The sequence below is a fragment of the Streptococcus cuniculi genome (genome assembly GCF_001921845.1).
Lineage (GTDB): Bacteria > Bacillota > Bacilli > Lactobacillales > Streptococcaceae > Streptococcus > Streptococcus cuniculi.
Map to the genome: position 1 here is coordinate 86,962 of NZ_MSJM01000002.1, position 18,549 is coordinate 105,510.

The 18,549-nt window shown below is 43.6% G+C and carries 18 protein-coding genes; all 18 read right to left on the minus strand.

Features of this window, described 5'->3' with window-relative positions:
- Positions 1 to 32: 32 nt before the first annotated feature.
- Positions 33 to 2,003 (minus strand): ABC transporter permease, encoded by a 1,971-nt coding sequence (locus BU202_RS02190; RefSeq protein WP_075104172.1) that lies wholly within the window; start codon positions 2,001 to 2,003, stop codon positions 33 to 35.
- A gap of 3 nt (positions 2,004 to 2,006) precedes the next feature.
- Positions 2,007 to 2,759: an ABC transporter ATP-binding protein gene (locus BU202_RS02195; RefSeq protein ID WP_075104173.1), complete on the minus strand. Its 753-nt coding sequence runs from the start codon at positions 2,757 to 2,759 to the stop codon at positions 2,007 to 2,009.
- 29 nt (positions 2,760 to 2,788) lie between these two features.
- On the minus strand, positions 2,789 to 2,929 hold the full coding sequence (locus BU202_RS10530; RefSeq protein WP_167364735.1) for a hypothetical protein: 141 nt from the start codon (positions 2,927 to 2,929) through the stop codon (positions 2,789 to 2,791).
- 339 nt (positions 2,930 to 3,268) lie between these two features.
- Positions 3,269 to 4,435 carry an ATP-grasp domain-containing protein gene (locus BU202_RS02200; RefSeq protein ID WP_075104174.1) on the minus strand — a complete coding sequence of 389 codons (1,167 nt, stop codon included), beginning with the start codon at positions 4,433 to 4,435 and terminating at the stop codon, positions 3,269 to 3,271.
- Between the two features lie 13 nt (positions 4,436 to 4,448).
- The gene (locus BU202_RS02205) at positions 4,449 to 5,195 is read right to left on the minus strand and encodes an esterase family protein (RefSeq protein WP_075104175.1); all 747 of its coding nucleotides are present in this window, start codon (positions 5,193 to 5,195) and stop codon (positions 4,449 to 4,451) included.
- A gap of 13 nt (positions 5,196 to 5,208) precedes the next feature.
- On the minus strand, positions 5,209 to 6,033 hold the full coding sequence (locus BU202_RS02210) for an alpha/beta hydrolase (RefSeq protein WP_075104176.1): 825 nt from the start codon (positions 6,031 to 6,033) through the stop codon (positions 5,209 to 5,211).
- A gap of 122 nt (positions 6,034 to 6,155) precedes the next feature.
- Positions 6,156 to 7,169, minus strand: coding sequence for a DNA glycosylase AlkZ-like family protein (locus BU202_RS02215; RefSeq protein WP_075104177.1), 1,014 nt, complete (start codon positions 7,167 to 7,169; stop codon positions 6,156 to 6,158).
- Between the two features lie 99 nt (positions 7,170 to 7,268).
- A complete protein-coding gene (locus BU202_RS02220) occupies positions 7,269 to 8,387 on the minus strand; it encodes a low temperature requirement protein A (RefSeq protein ID WP_083605738.1) in 1,119 nt (372 codons plus the stop codon).
- Positions 8,387 to 9,025, minus strand: a complete 639-nt coding sequence (locus tag BU202_RS02225) for a putative quinol monooxygenase (protein ID WP_075104178.1) — start codon at positions 9,023 to 9,025, stop codon at positions 8,387 to 8,389. Before BU202_RS02225 ends, BU202_RS02220 begins: the two co-directional genes overlap by 1 nt.
- Positions 9,025 to 9,942: an amidohydrolase family protein gene (locus BU202_RS02230; protein ID WP_075104179.1), complete on the minus strand. Its 918-nt coding sequence runs from the start codon at positions 9,940 to 9,942 to the stop codon at positions 9,025 to 9,027. The genes BU202_RS02225 and BU202_RS02230 overlap by 1 nt, the downstream gene beginning before the upstream one ends.
- 4 nt (positions 9,943 to 9,946) lie before the next feature.
- Entirely contained in the window at positions 9,947 to 10,387 is a 441-nt protein-coding gene (locus tag BU202_RS02235) for a MerR family transcriptional regulator (protein ID WP_075104180.1), read from the minus strand.
- Between the two features lie 90 nt (positions 10,388 to 10,477).
- A complete protein-coding gene (gene trmFO, locus BU202_RS02240; protein WP_075104181.1) occupies positions 10,478 to 11,824 on the minus strand; it encodes a methylenetetrahydrofolate--tRNA-(uracil(54)-C(5))-methyltransferase (FADH(2)-oxidizing) TrmFO in 1,347 nt (448 codons plus the stop codon).
- A 183-nt stretch (positions 11,825 to 12,007) separates the two neighbouring features.
- Positions 12,008 to 12,727 (minus strand): DUF3307 domain-containing protein, encoded by a 720-nt coding sequence (locus BU202_RS02245; RefSeq protein ID WP_083605739.1) that lies wholly within the window; start codon positions 12,725 to 12,727, stop codon positions 12,008 to 12,010.
- 2 nt (positions 12,728 to 12,729) lie between these two features.
- Positions 12,730 to 13,389: a SatD family protein gene (locus BU202_RS02250; RefSeq protein WP_075104182.1), complete on the minus strand. Its 660-nt coding sequence runs from the start codon at positions 13,387 to 13,389 to the stop codon at positions 12,730 to 12,732.
- Between the two features lie 501 nt (positions 13,390 to 13,890).
- Positions 13,891 to 15,975 (minus strand): type I DNA topoisomerase, encoded by a 2,085-nt coding sequence (gene topA / locus BU202_RS02255; RefSeq protein ID WP_075104183.1) that lies wholly within the window; start codon positions 15,973 to 15,975, stop codon positions 13,891 to 13,893.
- 102 nt (positions 15,976 to 16,077) lie between these two features.
- A complete protein-coding gene (gene dprA, locus BU202_RS02260; protein ID WP_075104184.1) occupies positions 16,078 to 16,920 on the minus strand; it encodes a DNA-processing protein DprA in 843 nt (280 codons plus the stop codon).
- Between the two features lie 92 nt (positions 16,921 to 17,012).
- A complete protein-coding gene (locus BU202_RS02265; RefSeq protein WP_075104185.1) occupies positions 17,013 to 17,975 on the minus strand; it encodes an ROK family protein in 963 nt (320 codons plus the stop codon).
- A gap of 23 nt (positions 17,976 to 17,998) precedes the next feature.
- The gene (locus BU202_RS02270; protein ID WP_075104186.1) at positions 17,999 to 18,544 is read right to left on the minus strand and encodes a sugar O-acetyltransferase; all 546 of its coding nucleotides are present in this window, start codon (positions 18,542 to 18,544) and stop codon (positions 17,999 to 18,001) included.
- Positions 18,545 to 18,549 lie beyond the last annotated feature (5 nt).

The window sequence follows — 18,549 nt, forward strand, 5'->3', positions numbered from 1 at the left end:
AAGTGGCTGAGCGAGCCACTTTTTCTGCTGTTTTATCGTTCAATAATACGGTAGTAGGTTCTGCTGGTCCATTTGTAAATGATGAAATAGATGAGGCAGACACTTGCAATGGTAATTCCACTCACGGTGTAAATCATGGCATGTGAGGTCACTCCAAACATGAGTAGCATTTGCTTGAGCATGATAAGAGACACGATAAAGTGGAGAATAGCCATGGCAAGCGGCATAAAGAAGACGAGTAAGATTTGAGAATTGATGGTCTTTTTGACGGCCGTCTGGCTCATGCCCACCTCTTGGAGAATCTTATAGGATTTCTTGTCTTCATGCCCTTCAGAATACTGCTTGTAGTAAATAATCAAGGCAGCACCGAGCAAGAAACTGATTCCGAGTAAGAAGCCTGTAAAGAGGAAGCCGCCAACGAAGCCTAATATCGCATTTTTGAAATCATCTTTTTGGACGACAAGTCCCAGACTTCTACTTCCATCTTCTGTCATGAAATTTCCATCATTTGCACCGACCAGTGCTTGGTATTCGTCCTTGCTAAGATTAGTTTGAACTTGATAGTTCATGAATCGGTCAGGATTGTCAGGTTGACTTTCTTTGAACACTTGTAGAACCTTTTCTAGCACTTGATCGTTGCTGACGATGAGAAGGAAGGGGTTATAGGTGTTTAACATATCAGGGACTTGAATCTTCTGTTTCACCTCTACAGCTTCAAATGTCTGATCGGCTAGGTAAATAGTTTCGACCTTGTTTTTTTGTTCTGGCTGGTAAAATATCATTTGCTGCTCTGTCAATTCCGGGATATCATTGCCCAATTTCTTAACATCTTCTTGGGTCATGACAACGAGACCTGCAAAAGCATTGACAGAAGGGGTGTTGAGTCTTTCCTTGGTCAACTCAAGCGTTTTCCCTCCGTCATAATAAATCACATCTGATAAAGCTAGGTAAGACCTGCTATCGTTCGCCTTTTCAGGATAGGTATCAAGTACCGTTTTTTGAAAAGCCTCTGCTCCTTCTTGACGATTCTTCACATAGTAGGTAATGGTCGTTTCTTTGGGAAAAAGAGTATCGAGGGTACTCGTCATATTGGTGTAAAGCGATGTCGTAGTCGCAATGGTGACAAAAGCCATGACAGCAAGAAGGGTGATGTTGGCAAGACCTGTCGCGTGTTGCTTCATGCGAAAAATCATCTGCGAGGTTGAGATAAAATGTTCAGGTGTGTAGAAATACTTCTTCTGCTTGCGCTTGGTTTTCAAATACCAGGTCATAAAGCTGATGTAAAAGAGATAGGTTCCCACGATGACAAACAGCACCGCAATAAAGAAGCGATAGAGAACCACGATTGCGCTAATTTTACTGGATGAAAGGGAAAGATAATAACCGATTCCAAGGCAAAGTACGCCCAAGATGGCTAGGAGCATGTTGCCTTTCGGTTCTTTTTCTCCCTCTTCCTTACTTCTAAACAAGATGAGTGGAGAAGAAAATCCAACCTTGCGAATGGCTAGTAATTCCAAGAGGAAAAAGATACCTGCAAAAATCAAGGTATTGAAGAAAAAGGCGACAAATGAGATGTCAAAGTGCAGATTGGTTCCCTGAACCAGATTGACAAATATCAAGTACATCAGGTTGGAAAATGCTGCGCTCAAGATGCTTCCGAGAATGACGACTAGACCAAACACCATCATCAATTCCAGCGTTGCAATGAGGGCTAATTTCTTCTTGTTCATGCCCAGCATATTGTAGAGCCCGAATTCTCTTCCGCGTTGCGTCATCAAGAAATTAAAACTGTAGATTTCCATGATGACAGAAAAAATCGTTAAGACCACACTACCCAAGCCGAGTGCCAGAGTCCCTGTTCCCATGGTTTTGGCCACCGGACTGAGAATAAGGAGCAAGGTCGAGCAATTGAGGACAAAGAGAACCAAGCTCGCTAGGATAAAAGGCGCAAAGGTTGAAAAGGATTTTCGGATATTGCCATAGGCTAATTTGAGATAGAACATGGACTATTCACCTCCCAGTAGTGCAGACATGCTGAGTGAGATTTCCTTGGCAAAATCACTGCTGGATTTATTGGCCTTATACAGTTGGTGGAAGATGCGTCCGTCCTTGATAAAGAGGACACGGCCCGCATGGCTGGCAGCATTGGCAGAGTGGGTCACCATCAGAATGGTTTGACCGTCTGCATTAATGTCTTCAAAGAGATGGAGTAAATCTTCGGAATTACGGTAATCCAGCGCTGCTGTCGGCTCATCTGCCAGAATCAATTGCGGCTGGGTAATCAAGCTACGAGCAATGGCAACCCGCTGTTTTTGCCCGCCAGACAGTTCAAAGGGGCGCTTGTTGAGCAAGTCGGCAATCCGCAACTTGGGCGCGATTTGCGCTAAACGCTCTTCCATCTCCTTGTGAGGTCGTCGCGCCAATACCAAAGGAAGAAAGATATTATCACGGATGGACAGGCTATCTAGCAGGTTAAAGTCTTGAAAGACAAAGCCTAGGTTGCGCAGACGGAAATCGGCTAGCTGGCTTTCCTTGATATTGGTAATATCATGGTTGTTGAGGATGACACTACCGTTACTTGGCTTATCAAGGGTGGCGAGAATGTTCAACAGGGTCGTCTTCCCAGATCCACTTTCTCCCATAATGGCGATAAATTCTCCCTTTTCAACTTTGAAGTCCACATCTTGAAGAGCGCGGGTTTCTTCTTTTGAAAAACGGGTACGGTATACTTTTTCTAAATGATTGATTTCTAAAAACATAAACACTCCTTTTGATTGTATCGAGCTGATTAGCCATGTAGATAGCGGTAAATAGCGGCCGTCTCTTGATAGAGAGCAGCTGCATATTCAGCTTTTTCAAGCAAGTTGGCTACTTCTGCTGCCTCTCTTGCTGTTACAGTTGATTGCTTTGCGATAGCTTTTTTCCACATAGGCTTTTCCTCGTTTCGTATGATTTATGGTATTATAGTCAATTGAATAAAGGTTAGGACATCTTGATGAACGCCAGTTCTATCTGTAGCTCCCTACCTTGTCCTATTCCTTTCTCAATCCACTATAATTATACCGCGAATGGAGCCAAGTGAACCTTACAGCCTTGTCACCCTACCTTACAGTTTTGTAAGTATCTCTATAAACAATCGATTAGTTGTATTCTCAATTAAAACGAGTATTTTTTGATTGTTTCTTAAGTAGTCGTGACGATCTATCAACGTTCATTCAAAGACTATACTACCACAAAAAAACTCGCCTGCTAAGAGCAGGACGAGGTATTAGGAGTGCGTTTGACTGATGTAAGCAATCATCTCCTCTAGTTCTGTGCGGTTATCCGTTGTGAGAATATAAATTGTATCTCCCTGTAGGGCTGCAAAGGCGCGTGGCATGCGTTTTTCCATTTTTAATTGACCAGCGTAGCGGCTGCGCAAGTCTTCCTCACTATGGACATACTGGGTCGTATCCCTGCGCGTGATGGCTAGGCAATATTGGGGTTCAAAGGTGCGTTTAGCCACTTCTTCTCCTGCTACGATACTCGCATAATCGCGATACAAATCAATCGAATGGGCAAAGTTGTAGACATCGACCGTAAAACCACCAGCAGGGCGATTGTTATACTCAATCGCGATGTAATCGTCTCCCTCACGGAAAAATTCAATATGGAAGAAGCGTTCTCTCATGCCAAAAGCCTTGACAATGGCACGGCCATAGGCTTGAAGTTTTGGATCGATGGTCTTTAAAATATAGTAGGCATTGTCCTTCTGGCTTTCCAAGAGCTCAAGTGGCGTATAATGATAGTCGAATGTCGTCTCAAAGACAATCGTGCCGTTGCGATCAACCAAACCATCATAGGTACAAATCTCGCTCGAATTGACAAATTTTTCAAAGAAATAGACGGTTTCGTGGTCCCACTGGTCTATAAAGTGCTCCACGTCTGCTTGACTGGTCAATTTGTAGGTTGCAGCAGCTCCTACTCCGTTATCGGGCTTGGCAATCATTGGCAGTCCAATTTTTTTCAAGGCTCTGGTAATATCTTTTTCCGTCTTAATTACCTGCCCTGGAACGACTGGCACACCTGCTTCTGCAAAGTATTTTTTCATTTTTGACTTGAATTTTGTCTTGCGAAGGTGGTTCGGCTTGGCTCCAAAGATGTGGAATTGCTCACGGAGAACCGCATCATTTTCCAGCCAGTATTCATTGTGGGATTCAATTCGGTCAATCGGACCATGCTTGTAAAACAGAAAGGCCACCGCACGCTTTACTTCGTCAATATCTTCGAGGTTTTCAACGCGGAAGTATTCGGTCAAAGCCCCCTGCAAGTCTGGTCCCAACTGTTCATAAGGTTCTTGACCAATCCCTAAGACATTGATGCCTTTCTTGGCTAATTCGATGGTAAACGGTTGGAAATTTTCAGGATAATAGGGCGAAATAACAATGAAATTCATACACATCACCTTTCTATAAATCAAGTGTTCGTAAGAAATACGGCATCTGCTTTCTCCACCAGACCCAGTCATGGGCCACATCGCTTCCCCACTCATCAAACCAAGCAGGGATTTGTTTTTCGGCAAAAGCAGCTTTCAGATTGTAGAAACTTGGTAAGCCGTCCTGCTCCCAGTCTCCAAGACCCGAGCAGACAATGATGTCAGACTTGCGATAACGGTCGATGAACCAGCCATCATTTTGGTTCCAAATGTAGTCCGCAGGAGAATTTTGGTAGACCGCATCATCGTGTCCGTAGTCCTGATTTCCATTAAAGAAACGGGCATCATAGATACCAGACAGGGCGATGACCTTGTTAAAGACATCGGGATGTTGCAAGAAGAAATTCAGCGCATGGTAAGCCCCCATAGAACAACCCGTCGTCATCATCGGATCAAACCAGTCTGTTGTGTGCTTGATAAAGGGAATGGCTTCTTCAATCACGTAGCGCTCGTAGGCACGGTGTGCTTCCGCACGGTCATGAATCGGTTTCCAATCCGCCAACCAGCTCTCCTTGTCGATACTTGTCAGAGTGAAAAATTGAACCTTCCCAGCTTCAATCGATCCCTTACAAGCCTCAATCATGCCAAAATCAGCATATTCAGTATAAGAGCCGCCTGATGATGCAAAGACGACCACGGGAATCCCCGCGTGTCCGTAACGATTGAGCTTCATCTCTCGACCTAGATTTCCTGACCAATGACTTAAAAATTCTACATGCATATATTCTTTCTCCTTACCATTTTTCACTTAAAAATCGCAGACAATCTGGCAGATATTTGGCCCAGGCTTCTTCATTGTGAATCGCTCCTGAAATGACTTCCAGCGCAAGATTGTCCAGTTCCACTCCACCTGCAATCAACTGGCGATAATAGGAGATTGACGAATGGATATAGGCCTGCTTGATATTGCCAGCCATAAGGGTTTTGTCGGTGTCATCTGCTTCTTCTGTTCCGACATAGATGTAGACCCGTTGATCCTTATCCAATTCTTGGCGCTCGATGTAGCGATCAAAGGCCTCTTGATGCAGCCAGTTGGCAGATGAAAAGACACCCAAGCAACCGATTTGGTCTTGGTAAGCCAAGCCCATGAACTGCGTGATATTTCCACCTAAGGAAGATCCAATCATGGCGGTATGGGCCTTATCGGCCTTGGTGCGGTATTCGCTGTCAATGAAAGGCTTGACGACTTCCATGACAAATTCTGCATACTCGGTTCCCTTGCCACCGAATTGGACCCCAGGGATATTGATTTCCTTGTATTTCCAAGCGGAATACTCATTCATCCGCTGGAAACCGTCATTGTCAATCGCTACCACAATCATCTTGGCAATGTCAGGATTACGCTTAATCGTAGGGATAATCTTCCAAGAATGTCCGCTAAAAGATTCCTTGCTGTAGAGGACATTTTGCCCATCGTGGAAGTAGACAACAGGATAGGATTGATTGGTATCTGTCTCATAATTTTTAGGAAGCAAGACCCGCACCCGACGCTTGTCCTTGCTGTAGGGAACCTCCAATTCGTGGGTTCGCATATCAAGATAAAAGTAAGACTTATTCATAGCATTCTCATTTCCATTTCAGTTAGAAATAGTATACCACACTTTTTTGATAAAATATTCAGAAAATTTAGTTATTTTTGCAAATATTCGGAAAAAACGAACAAAAAAAGAAAGGAGAAAGGTTAAATCCTCCCTCGCTCCTCATACGCCTTCCGACACTTCTCTAATTCCTGCAAGTCTGTCTGTGACAAAAGCTCAAAAATGTCTAAGATGATGTTCTTTTTTTCCTTTTTCCATGTGGCAACTAGGCGTCCCTTGAAAAAGACGACAGGCTTTACAATCCCCGTCAAGGTGTAGATATTTCGGATATACTTGGAATCAAAGAAAGGATTGGCCTTTTTCTCATAGCCCAATAAGATTTGATCAAAACCAGCGATGAAAAGACATTGTGGTACTGCTGCCGTTTCCAGCTCTCCCAAATAGTAACGCGTCTCGCCTTCCACTTCAATCGTCTGCAAATCCAGCTGCTTCATCCAGGTCAAAATCTTGCTCTTGCTTTCCTTGAAATAATACCTAGCATCTGCAAGGCTAACAGGTCCAAAGCCTGCAAAATACCGCCGTGCAATTTCTAATTCTGCGGCTTCCTTACTCCAAGGCTCAAATGCAGGCAAGCAATGAAACCGTCGCTCCCCATAGGTCTGGTAAATCTCACCCGCTTCCACCATATAGCGAAGTAGCCCGCCCCATGAGTTGAATAAAAAAGTTTCCATCTCCTTGGTCATTCCTTGCTCTCGACAAATCGTCTTCAATTCCTCACGGGTCAGGCTGCGTTCTTCCAAGGCCTCTACTAAAATCTGGTGAAACCGTTGCTTGGTCTGCGCAGAGACTGTTCCATCCCGACTAGGCTGGTCTAAAGGCAGGGAAAATTGCTTCATCCCCTCATAGAGGTAAAGAGGAATTTCTGATTTTAGATAGGCATGCACCGTTCCACGAATCGACCATTGCCGGACCAATTTTTCTCGCCATACAGCATCTGAAAATTCCCTTTCTGACAGACGTGTTTCAAATCCAACATCTACATAGGGTTGAAATTGTGCCTGCAAGCCATTCAAGTTCTGGCAAATCTCTTCTACCGTATAGGATTTCGTAAGTCCTTGCTTAGCAAGAATCATTGATTTCCATTCCTCATGCTTCATGGCAAAGCTCCTTTGCATACTACTATTAATCTGATTCTAGTATAACAAAAAAAGAGTGAGAAAAAACGTAAAAACGCTCTTTCCACTCACAAGTTAATGCTATGATTTATTCCGCATCATCAAAGTCGTCATTCCTGCCGTCACGAGGAAAGTGACCAAGGTTAGCATCAGAGAATCTCCAGCAACCATCAGGCTCATCAACAAGCCAATCGTTGGCAGAGCCAATTCGGCAAGATAAAATGTACGAGTCCAGCTGTAGCCTGCCTTGTTATAAGGTGCATGTAGGAGAATTCCAACCAAAAACAAGAAAATACCGCCATAGAGCAGGCCAACAATCGCATCATTGGATAGCTGATGCTCCTGCAACAAGGTAAAGGCAGCTGTAATAAAGCTCAAGCCAAAAAAGATAAAATAATGATAATAAATGGCACCATTTCCTGAAATATTTGTCTTATTGACATCTATCAACTGATCAATCTCTGTGATATAAAAGAGAAATAGATTAGCGACAATCAAAAAAGGAAATAGGGAAGAAAATGAAAAGGCTTCGATTGAAAAATAAGGGGCAATTCCAATAATCATCTCGCCAAAGGTGATAATCACAAGCAGAGACAGACGCTCGATGAGATGGGAGAAATGAATCGGTGTCAATCCCTTTAAGGCATCTGTCTTTTCTGGATTGAGTAAGAGAGATGGCATGAGCCAGGTCACAATAATTCCTAAAATAGCGATTGCTAGACTAATTGTATAGGGGAGAACTAGACAGGACAGAAGACTAACGATGCGCACTCCCAAAATGGAAAAGAATTGCTTGATAAAGTATTGATCGGCTGGATTTTTAGTAGTGCTATACTCAACACCATATTGTGCAAGCAGAAGGAAGGTGAGAACTGCCATTGAGCTAAAGAATGGGATGACCATTGTTTGCAAATCATTGGACAGCAAACTGGCAGCAACTAGCAGGCACATCATCTGCAAGAGCATAAAACGAGTGTTGGTCGGGCTATTTTTCCCAAAACGGTTGGTAAACACCATCTGAATCATCCAAGAATTGATAAAAACAATCAAGGCGATACTAAAGACGACAATATTTTCGAGGATAAACATTCCATGGTGAAGATGGGACAAGAGATGGGTCATTTGTGAAATAACATAGACATAGACTAAATCATAAAAGAGTTCAGTCAGCTCTACCTTTTTATGTCGAATTAGTGACATCACAACTCCTTTTCTATTAGGGGATAAACAACATTTCCCTTGTTTACGAGGGCAATCGGTGACAACTCACGCTTAATCATCTCTTCAAAATAGGCCTTGTTTTCTAAAAAGGGCGCTACAAGGCTATGACCTGTGCGAAAGATGTCCATGATATACCAGGTGTTGGGAGAATCCGCAACTCGCCCAACATACAGAACACCACTCTCTCTTGCCTGCATCTCCTGATGCAGCGTCTCAAACAGCTCATTTTGAAATGGTCTTTCCATACTTTCTTTGATACGGACAACCGTCAGACTCATCGACAGTTTTGACAAATCCTCTTCTTGAATCAAGCGCTCTTTTTCAAGCAAGACTTGAGGAATCAGCGCAATGCCTTCTTTTTCAGGGATAAACTCTTGCGCAAAGGTAGCAAAGTCCGCAAAATGTGCCGATTCGATATGCTCTTGATAAGCCATGCAATCACGGTAGACTTCTATCACGTAAAACCCTTGCTCTTTCGCATCTTCTGCCAAGTACATGGCAAGTGTTCCCTCTTCTTGTGCAATAGACTGGGTAAAATTAGTCTTTCCAATGCGGAAAAATTCTTCCAGTTCCCCTTCTGCTACTTTTAGCTTAAAAACATTGACAATCGGTTGCATTAGATTCCTTTCTGTTTCGATAAACGGTACCAATTATCCACAAAGATGGCTTGTTTTTCTTCGGTTGAAAGAGGCATCGCCTCAATCGCTGTGATAATTTCCTTGGTCGGTCCCGCAGGCAGAATACCTAGGGGCGCATCTGTTCCAAACAAGACATGTTCAACCCCAAAATAATCGACCGCTAATTCAAGCGCCTTTGGATTGCCTAACAAGGCTGTATCTACGTAAAATTTCTGGAAATCCTGCGCCATATCCTCTGGCAAGATATGACGAATCCGCTCGGCAAAATAGGGTACCATGGCTCCTGCATGGTGGACAATCACCTTCAAATCAGGATACTGTTGGAAATAACCAGCCTGTACGATATCAAGCATGGCCTGTGTCTGCTCGTATTCCCATGAAAAGACGATGTTATTGTCAGATTTTCTCATATCAAACACAGGATGGAGCCAAATAGGAACATGCAGCCTTGCGCAGGCTTCAAAAATCGGTGCAAATTCTGGCGCAGCAACCGACTGACCAAGGTGGCGACTGAACAGTTGAACCCCTACGATTTCCTGATGTTGGACTACAAATTCTTCCAGTATCTTCAGGCTGCCTTCCACATGATTGAGTGCGAGCATGGCCACCCCGCCTGCAAATTGCTCTGGATCTGCTTGCAAGGTTTCCAGCAGTTCCTGATTGGCTTCCTGAACCAGCTCCAAGGCCTCATCAGCTGCTACATAATCTTCGGGATTGACATTGACATAGGAGATGATTTGCTTGACAGAGGAGGTTTGATGCTGCGCCCGCATGGGCATATCAAGCAGGACAGGATTCTGCAAAAAGGGCATCTTGTCTGGCAACTGCGGATCCAGCGCCAGCATTTTTTGGTAAAACCTTGGTAGTAAAACATGGGCAAATACATCGATTTTCATCTTCTTATTCCTTCCAACTATTTTCCTTATCTGCTAAAATGGCATATTCTTCAAAATACGAGGTGACTTGGTTGATTTCGCCACTTTCATAGAGGGAAATTTTGTGTTCTAGGCGGTCGATGGAACGTTGGAGATTCTCCTTGCGTTGGTACAGGGTCGCTAATTGCTCTCTGAGGAGCTGTTCGCGTTCTGCATTGGTTGCTTCTCCCTCTTGTAATAGCTCTACGTATCGTTTCAATACTTCAATCGGAATCCCCGAATGGCGCAGACAAATCACCATCTCAAGCCAGTTCAACATTTCCTTGGTAAAATAGCGGTTCCCGTTTGGTTTTCTGGGAACAGGCGGCAACAGTCCGATACGTTCATAATAGCGTAGCGTATTGGAGTTCAATTGATAAAGTTCACTGACTTCTGTAATCGTATAGGTCTTTTCTGAATTGGTCATATTTCCCTCCTTTAACCGTATTATTATATCACTTATAGTGGACTATAAGTCAAGACGGGACATTGAAAACAGCTAGGAAAACCTAACTGTTTATTTCTTATTCAACGTCTCCATGCAGGTGCTTAAGTCTGTCAAAGCACGCTCTGCAATTTTCTCATAGCGTTCTTTTTTATCACGAATGCGTGGTCCTTCCAACTCTTTGATAATGCCGAAGTTGACATTCATCGGTTGGAAATGCTTGCTGTCGGCATGCGTCACATAGTGCGGTAAACTTCCGATGGCCGTTGTTTCTGGGAAGATGATTTCTTCTTCTCCCTTGAACAAGCGAGCAGCGTTGATGCCGGCTACAAGACCAGACGCCGCAGACTCAACATAGCCTTCCACCCCTGTCATCTGACCAGCAAAGAAGAGCTGCGGATTTTTCTTAGAGCGGAAAGTCTGGGTTAAGAGATTCGGCGAATCCATGTAGGAATTGCGGTGCATAACGCCGTAGCGGACGAATTCTGCATTTTCCAGTCCAGGAATCATTTGAAAGACCCGTTTTTGCTCTCCCCATTTGAGGTGGGTTTGGAAGCCTACGATATTGTACAAGCTACCTGCCGCATTGTCTTGGCGCAACTGGACAACCGCATAAGGCGTTTTATATTCGCCGTCACGTGGGCCTGTATAATCTTCTGGATACTCTAGACCGACTGGCTTCATCGGGCCGTACAGCATGGTTTTGACCCCGCGCTTGGCCATCACTTCAATCGGCATACAGCCTTCAAAGTATTTTTCTTTTTCAAAGGAATTGAGCGGTGCTTCTTCGGCATGGACCAAGGCATCATGAAAGGCCATGAATTGCTCTTTGGTCATCGGCGCATTCAGATAAGCAGCTTCTCCCTTGTCGTAGCGAGATTTCAGATAGACCTTGCTCATGTCAATGGTATTGACATCGACAATCGGCGCTGCCGCATCGTAGAAATAAAAGCCAGCCCCACCGTTGAAGGCGTGGATTTTTTCTGCCAAGGCATCGCTTGTCAAAGGTCCTGTCGCAATGACCGTAATTCCCTCACTTGGCAATTCTGTGATTTCTTCACGTACCACCTCAATCAAGGGATGATTTTCTAAGGTTTCAGTGACCATCTGTGAAAAACCTTCACGGTCAACCGCCAAGGCACCCCCAGCAGGAACACGCGTGCTTTCTGCTGCTTTCATAATAACAGAGTCTAAACGGCGCATTTCTTCCTTGAGCAGACCGACCGCATTGGTTAAGCTATCCCCACGTAGCGAGTTTGAGCAGACCAATTCTGCAAAATTGTCAGTCTTGTGCTGCGGGGTTGCCTTCACCCCACGCATTTCGTACAGTTTTACAGGAATGCCCTGCTTAGCAATTTGATAGGCAGCTTCGGAACCAGCCAAACCAGCTCCAATAACAGTAATGTAGGATTGAGACAATATACTAATACCTCTAAAAATGAATGCCGTAAACCTAACCAGCTTATAGCCTTCATTTCCCGAGTATGGGGGACACCCACACCCGAACCTTTCTAAATGTAATACCTGATTATCATACCATAAATATTCCCAAAGACCAATTAAAGAGAACGAGACATCGATTTACTTAATAATCTGAACGACCTAAAACAAACAAATCCAAGCGGCAACTAAAACACTTAGAATGCTAAAGAGCGAGCCGATAAGATAGTATTCTGCAAAGGTGGGACTTTCAGATATTTTATTGTAACGAGCAATGGACTTGGCAGTAAAGACCAGACCGATTGAGGCAAACTGGTGAAACATGATACAGATACTCATGACGATACGCTCTAAGTGGCCAATCGTGGCTCCTGCACCAGGAATCGTATCCATCTTTTGAGTACCTTGAGGCTGATATTTTTGAAAGAAGAGCTTGAAGACAACATTGGTCGGCTTGGTAATCAGTAGGAGAAACAAGATACTATTCAGCACTTCTCCTGCTAGCATAGTTGGTAACATCGTACCCTCTGTCAGTCTAGCTAACAAGAAAATGATGGACACATGTAAGGCTTGATCGATGAGAAAGATGGCCAATGTATTCCATTTGAACCATTTAGCTACATGCGGTTTTCCACTATCAATGATAGCGTGGCTGAACAGGAGCAGCAAGGTCACCCTCCAGATACTTGGAACAAAAATAGTGACCAACAGAAGCGGAAACGCTACTCCCATCAGATGGATTCCTAGATACACCTTATCCGTGTCTTTTCGGTCCGCTACTGTTTGACTTTGTAAATGAAAATCTGATACAAAATGGCAAATCAATAGCAGCGTTACAATAGGGTGCTCTAGTAGGTAGTGTGAAAGACCAGTAATAGACATTTTTACTCCTTTCCTGCTTCTTTCAGTAGTTTTAATGCGCAGTTCCGAGCTCGTAGATAGACCTTTATATGGCTCGTTTTTAAGCGCTTAGACAAGGCACTGGTGTCTAGGTCTAAGGCTCTTGCCAATGCTTGTTGGTCAAAAGATTCATGATACCGATCATTTTCTAGCAACTTTTGTAAAAGAACTTCTTGACTGGCGCGCCAGCTAGATTTAATCGCTTCACTACTAGCAATCAAGCTATTGATCACCTCTACATTATAATCTCCTTCAAAATCAACAGCAATCTGTGTATTCCCATAATCATTTTTTTGGTGAATATGCTGAAGCGCCTTTCTGGCATACCAATAGGCTGGTCCATCAGCTCCTATGCTCTGTTCAGGATTTATATTTGTCAGAATAGCACCCAGACCAAGACCAAAGCGAATTTGGTGGGGCTTCATCGCCATATTAATACTATCAATGATTTGGAATAAAGGGGCGTCCAAGGTCAGTAAACCTTGAAATTCATCTCCTAGTGTGATGGACATTTTTGAAATGACCACATCGCTATACTTCGCATTTAGTTGATGTAAACAGGATTCTAATCTTTTTTGAACTTGATAGCGATCATCGATTTTTTTCGAATCGACAATATCTCCGATTAAAGCAAAATAGTTCATAAACTACCTCTCGTAAGTCTATAGTCTTTTGAATGAACTTTGATACGTCGTCACTTTCGACTTGCCGTACTCATAGTCAATGAAAATCTATAGCAGACTAGGCGACGCCGATGCAGATAGAACTGAAGTTCATCAAATCAAGGCAACAACGTCTGCTGTTGATTTTTGAAGAGTATCAAGTACTGTCCGCGTCTTCCGTTCCTGGTCTGAAAGTTCATTCATTTAACTATAGTATAACAGATTCGGCAAAAAAAGTCCGTTATAACGGCAATTGTTCAAAAAGTCCGTTATAACGGCAATTGTTCAAAAAGTCCGTTATAACGGCAATTGTTCAAAAAGTCTGCTATAACGGCAATTGTTCAAAAAGTCTGCTATAACGGCAATTGTTCAAAAAGTCTGCTATAACGGCAATTGTTCAAAAAGTCTGCTATAACGGCAATTATTTAAAAAGTCCGTTATAAGGGAAGTTCTTTTGAAACTCCATTACAACGGAAAATGCTCTTATTTGATTTTTTCTTCTTCGTAGTCACTGTTTGGACAGACGACTTGCTTGCCACCGCCTCGGACTTTCTTTTCAACAAGGTAGTGTTGGCATTTCGGACAATCACGACCAATCGGTTTATCCCATGAAGTAAATTCACATTCTGGATAGCGGTCACATCCGTAAAAGATACGATTGCGTTTGCTCTTGCGTTCGATGACTTGACCTTTGTGACATTCAGGACAGATTACGCCAATTTCTTTCGTAATTTGTTTGGTATTGCGGCAATCTGGGAAATTGCTACAAGCATAGAACTTGCCAAAACGACCGAGTTTAATGACCATTTCATGCCCACAGACATCGCAGTCAAAACCAGCTGGCTCGTCCTTGATTTGGATTTTTTCAATCTCTGTCTCTGCCTTGGCTAACTCAACCTTAAACGGCTGATAAAAACTATCAATAATCTTCTGCCACTGTGCCTTTCCGACCTCAACATCATCTAGTTTTTGCTCCATTTCAGCCGTAAAGGTAACATTTACGATGTCTGGGAAAAATTCGACGATCAATTTATTGACAATTTCACCAAGTTCGGTTGGCTCAAAGCGTTTGGCCGCTAGCTTCACATAGTAGCGTTTCTGAATGGTTTCAATGGTCGGTGCATACGTTGACGGACGGCCAACCCCATTTTCTTCCAAGGTCTTAATCAGGGTCGCTTCCGAATAGCGAGCAGGAGGCTGGGTAAAGTGCTGTTCTGGCTTGGTCAAGACACGTTGCACCTTATCGCCCACTTCCATCTCTGGCAACATCTTGCTCTTATCCGCGTCATTATAAACCGCCATATAACCGTCAAACTTCACCTGACTCCCATTTGCGGTGAAAAGAACCCCGTTTTGTGCCAGCCGAACACTCATGGTATCAAAAATGGCTGCGGTCATCTGGCTTGCGACAAAGCGATTCCAGATAAGGGTGTAGAGGCGCAACTGATCCTTATCCAGATATTTGGCAATGGATTCAGGCGTTAATTGGACATTTGAAGGACGAATGGCCTCGTGGGCATCTTGAGCACCAGAAGCATTTTTAATCTTGCTGCCGTGTTTGGAATACTTGGATCCAAAACGCTCCGTAATAAAATCAGCGGCCTGACCTTGCGCAACGGGACTAATCCGCGTTGAATCGGTACGCATATAGGTAATCAAACCTTGTGTTCCACCGGTTCCAAGGCTCACCCCCTCATACAACTGCTGGGCAACCATCATGGTCTTGCGGGTACGGAAATTGATTTTATTGGCCGCATCCATCTGCAAGGTTGAAGTTGTGTATGGCAAGGGTGCATTGCGCTTACGCTCTTTGCGGTCTACCTTATCGACTAGGAACTCATCACCCTTAATCCGTGCTAGGACTTCTTTCACCTGCTCATTGGTTTCCAGTTTGAGTTTTTTGTCATCGAGACCATAGAAACTAGCTTGGAATTTCTTGGTGCCCTTTTTAAAGGTGCCATCAATGGTCCAGTATTCTTCTGGTTTAAAATTGTTTATTTCATGTTCACGGTCAATAATCAATTTGAGGGCTACTGATTGGACACGACCAGCAGACAAGCCTTTCTTGACCTTTTTCCATAAAATAGGCGAAATAGAGTACCCCACAATACGGTCCAAGACACGGCGGGCCTGCTGGGCATCTACTAAGTCATGATCAATCGCTCGTGGCTCTTTAAAGGCATTTTTAACGGCGTCTTTTGTAATTTCGTTGAAAACGACACGGTTTTTATCCTTCTCATCTAAGCCTAAGATATGAGCTAGATGCCATGAAATCGCTTCTCCTTCACGGTCCGGGTCGCTTGCGAGAAAGACTTGCTTCGCTTTTTTAGCTTCTTTTTTCAAATCGTTGATGAGCGGACCTTTTCCCCGAATATTGATATATTCTGGCTCATAATTATTGTCAAAATCAATAGACATGCTGGATTTTTTCAAATCACGGATATGTCCGACTGAGGCAACAACCTTGTAATTGCGTCCTAAATATTTTTCAATCGTTTTGGCCTTTGCTGGCGACTCCACGATGACTAAATTTTTCTTAGTAGTTGCTTTTTTCTTCGTTGTTACCATATTCTTACCTTTACAATATTTTTAAACTAGTATAGCACCAAAAAGAATATACTATTTTTAGGTAAGTGTCAAGATTTTTCTTTTCCTATAGGAAAACTCATTTTAGATTTGGTATTCTGAAAGGACGTCAATCCCTGATGTAATGCACTTTGCGCCCTCTTGAATCAGAAAATGACAGCCTGCAGATTTTCCATCCGTAATGGAGCCGGGAATCGCAAAAACATCGCGTCCTTCGTCTAAGGCATACTCACAGGTAATCAGGCTTCCTGAACGCATTTTGGCTTCTGCCACGATAATTCCTTGTGACAAACCTGCGATAATCCGATTTCTCTCGGGGAAATGGTACTTGAGTGGCTTCTCCCTTGGCGCATACTCTGCTAGCACCAAATGATGACGGGCAATATAGGCTTGCAACTCCTTATTTTCTTTGGGATAAGCGATGTCTAGTCCCGTTCCAATAATAGCAATTGTCTTGCCACCATTTTTCAAGGCTGCCATGTGAGCTGTAGTATCGATTCCCCTTGCCAAGCCACTGACAATCACAAAGCGATTTTGTAATTCTTTGATGATTTTTTGCACGGAACTGGTCCCTGCCTTGCTAGCAGACCTCGCACCTACCACAGCTAGTTTTGGCTTCTGTAAGAGTTCAATATCTCCTTGATAAAAGAGCAAGACAGGCGGGTTGTAAATCTGTTTTAGCTCGATTGGATAGGCCGCCTCCAAAATCGAAAGGGAAGGATATCGGTTAAATTCCTCTCGACATGCTTTAATATCTAACTGCTTGTACTGCTCGATAAAGAGGACGGGATTAGGACAGGTAGACACTAAGGCGATAGACTTAATCGATAAGGACTTACCAGCCCTCTCTTGGTGGGCTAAAACTTTATGGATATGAAGATTGGTCAAACCAGCTTTTTTTAATTTAAATAGTTCAAAGTTATTCATCTTTTCACCTCTATCTATCTATTCGTAAAAGAAAATCTAAATTTTCCTATAAAAAATTTTTTCATCAAAACAAAAAATCCCGACATAGAATGTCAAGATTTCGTGTATTTCTCAAAATAAAAACACAGGGCGCCGATTAAATTGGCTTGGTTGTGAAATTGACAGGCCTTAATCTCTACTGGTTGTAGGAGATGATGAGACCCCATTCTTTCATTGATAATCTCTTGATAGCTGGCTTGAATGCTGTCAATCAGCAAATCCTGCTGGCTAATGCCTCCTCCAATCACCACTTTTTCGAGTTTGATGAGGCTGGTGAGATTGAGAATTAAGTAGGCAATCTCTCGGCAATAATCGGCAAATAAATTGGACAAATCGCTGTTTGCTCCCTCTTGTAACTTTTCAAAAACAGCCCGTCCGTCTGCTTCTGACAGCTGCAATTGCTGGCTAGCTTGTTCGACAAACTGAACAGCTGATCCTGCATTCGCAACGAGACTTTTTACTCCGCGCAGGTGAAGGTCAAGCATGGCACCGATATCTTGCAGGGTATTGGTGTTTTTATCATGCAAGGATTGCCCGATGGGATTGAGCAGTAAATTGTTGGCTTTCAAATCTGCCAAAGTGGCCAAGTTGCCGTCTGTTACCAAGGCTAGACCAACTCCCGTTCCCAATACCAAAGCAGCACCGCATGAAACAGTTGCCAAATTTCCTACTCTTGCTTCTGCAAGTCCTGCCGCATCGGCATCGTTTAGGACGCTAACAGGCAAGGAAAAACGATTTTCAAGGTGTTTGGCAAGGGGAATCGCTGTCAGATAGGGAATCAAGCCGCCCTTGTAGACAAAGCCCGTCTTGCGATTGATTGTACCAGGACAAGAAATAGCTACCCCTGAAATCTGCTCATGATAGGTCTCGACAAGGTTTTCCAACGATGATAAGAAGTTTTCTATGGTAGCGGGTGTCGGTGTTTTTCCCTGCTCCAAGAGCTGAAAGTCCTCTGACATGAGACCGTACTTGATATAGGTACCCCCAATGTCAATCGTCAGATAGTTTGTTGCCATCTTGCTGTTTCCCTTTCCAATCGTTACAATGTCTTGATGACACGAGCAGGATTCCCTGCCAGAACAAGGTTATCTCCAAATGACTTGGTCACAACCGATCCAGCTCCAATAACCACATTATCTCCCAAAGAAACTCCTGCTAGAATCGTTACACCGCCGCCAGCCCAGAAATTATCTCCAATCGTAATTGGCTTGCCATACTCTAGCCCTGAAATCCGCTCTTTTGCATCTAGTGGATGGAGCGGTGTCAAGAGTTGCACATTTGGCCCCAACATGGCATTATCGCCGATGGTAATGGGACAGACATCTAAAAATGTACAGTTAAAATTGGCATAGAAATTCTCTCCTACATGGATATTACATCCATAGTCACAGGCAAAATGAGGCTCGATGTAAATCCGTTCGCCAGTCTTGCCAAACCATGATTTTAGTAATTGGCTCCGCTTGGCACCATCCAATTCTTGATTAAAGGCCATGCGATACTGGCGTGCTGCGTTCCGTAGTTGCACTAATTCTGCATCTCCAGCATCATATAAGGCACCTGCAAGCATTTTTTCTCGTTCGGTCATCTTGT

Excerpts from the sequence above, each read along its gene's own strand:
- BU202_RS02205 (WP_075104175.1), bottom strand. The coding sequence starts at position 5,195 with ATGCATGTAGAATTTTTAAGTCATTGGTCAGGAAATCTAGGTCGAGAG.
- BU202_RS10530 (WP_167364735.1), bottom strand. The coding sequence starts at position 2,929 with ATGTGGAAAAAAGCTATCGCAAAGCAATCAACTGTAACAGCAAGAGAG.
- BU202_RS02225 (WP_075104178.1), bottom strand. The coding sequence starts at position 9,025 with ATGCAACCGATTGTCAATGTTTTTAAGCTAAAAGTAGCAGAAGGGGAA.
- BU202_RS02190 (WP_075104172.1), bottom strand. The coding sequence starts at position 2,003 with ATGTTCTATCTCAAATTAGCCTATGGCAATATCCGAAAATCCTTTTCA.
- BU202_RS02215 (WP_075104177.1), bottom strand. The coding sequence starts at position 7,169 with ATGAAGCATGAGGAATGGAAATCAATGATTCTTGCTAAGCAAGGACTT.
- topA (WP_075104183.1), bottom strand. The coding sequence starts at position 15,975 with ATGGTAACAACGAAGAAAAAAGCAACTACTAAGAAAAATTTAGTCATC.
- BU202_RS02270 (WP_075104186.1), bottom strand. The coding sequence starts at position 18,544 with ATGACCGAACGAGAAAAAATGCTTGCAGGTGCCTTATATGATGCTGGA.
- BU202_RS02250 (WP_075104182.1), bottom strand. The coding sequence starts at position 13,389 with ATGAACTATTTTGCTTTAATCGGAGATATTGTCGATTCGAAAAAAATC.
- BU202_RS02265 (WP_075104185.1), bottom strand. The coding sequence starts at position 17,975 with ATGGCAACAAACTATCTGACGATTGACATTGGGGGTACCTATATCAAG.
- BU202_RS02200 (WP_075104174.1), bottom strand. The coding sequence starts at position 4,435 with ATGAATTTCATTGTTATTTCGCCCTATTATCCTGAAAATTTCCAACCG.
- BU202_RS02210 (WP_075104176.1), bottom strand. The coding sequence starts at position 6,033 with ATGAATAAGTCTTACTTTTATCTTGATATGCGAACCCACGAATTGGAG.
- BU202_RS02220 (WP_083605738.1), bottom strand. The coding sequence starts at position 8,387 with ATGTCACTAATTCGACATAAAAAGGTAGAGCTGACTGAACTCTTTTAT.
- BU202_RS02235 (WP_075104180.1), bottom strand. The coding sequence starts at position 10,387 with ATGACCAATTCAGAAAAGACCTATACGATTACAGAAGTCAGTGAACTT.
- dprA (WP_075104184.1), bottom strand. The coding sequence starts at position 16,920 with ATGAATAACTTTGAACTATTTAAATTAAAAAAAGCTGGTTTGACCAAT.
- BU202_RS02195 (WP_075104173.1), bottom strand. The coding sequence starts at position 2,759 with ATGTTTTTAGAAATCAATCATTTAGAAAAAGTATACCGTACCCGTTTT.
- BU202_RS02245 (WP_083605739.1), bottom strand. The coding sequence starts at position 12,727 with ATGTCTATTACTGGTCTTTCACACTACCTACTAGAGCACCCTATTGTA.
- BU202_RS02230 (WP_075104179.1), bottom strand. The coding sequence starts at position 9,942 with ATGAAAATCGATGTATTTGCCCATGTTTTACTACCAAGGTTTTACCAA.